The organism is Klebsiella sp. MS 92-3, assembly GCF_000195655.1.
GTDB lineage: Bacteria > Pseudomonadota > Gammaproteobacteria > Enterobacterales > Enterobacteriaceae > Klebsiella > Klebsiella pneumoniae.
This window is the reverse complement of sequence record NZ_GL882765.1, coordinates 1-566: the sequence shown is the minus strand read 5'-3', so window position 1 is coordinate 566 and position 566 is coordinate 1. Positions and strand designations below refer to the sequence as shown.

General features: G+C 50.5%; 1 pseudogene. It reads left to right on the top strand.

From position 1 onward, the window contains the following. Positions 1 to 58: 58 nt before the first annotated feature. Positions 59 to 566, top strand: a pseudogene (locus tag HMPREF9538_RS20995) (IS481-like element ISKpn28 family transposase); the annotation flags it as partial.

Here is a 566-nt window from a genome sequence, read left to right as displayed (position 1 = left end):
TGTGTAAGTTCACACAGATATTGCAATTGCCTCAGAACACTAAAGGAGGGATTGCCAGATGTTGATGCAGCATATCGGTGTCGGCTATTTTGGGTATTACCGAGCAACTGCTTATGCGATGAAACACTCTCTTATGCCCGAGATTGCGAAGTTAAGAATGAAGGCTCTGAACTTCTGGGATAAGCACGGGATCCGTGCCGCAGCTGATGCTTTTGACGTATCAACGCGAACACTCTACTGGTGGCGCCGGTTACTGCGCACCGGTGGTCCAGAAGCACTAATTCCAAGAAGCAAAGCCCCTCTGGTTCGCCGTTCAAGGCACTGGCATCCTGATGTACTCAAGGAGATCAGGCGTCTGAGAACTGAGTTACCCAATCTCGGCAAAGAGCAGATTTTTGTCAGGCTGAAACCATGGTGTGAAGCGCGGCATTTTACCTGTCCCAGCACGTCAACCATTGGAAGAATCATTGCTGGTGCTCACGATAAAATGCGGATGATCCCCGTACGCCTCAGCGCCAGGGGCAAAGCCCGGTTGATAAAAAAACGCTCAGTGAAGCCCAGAAGAC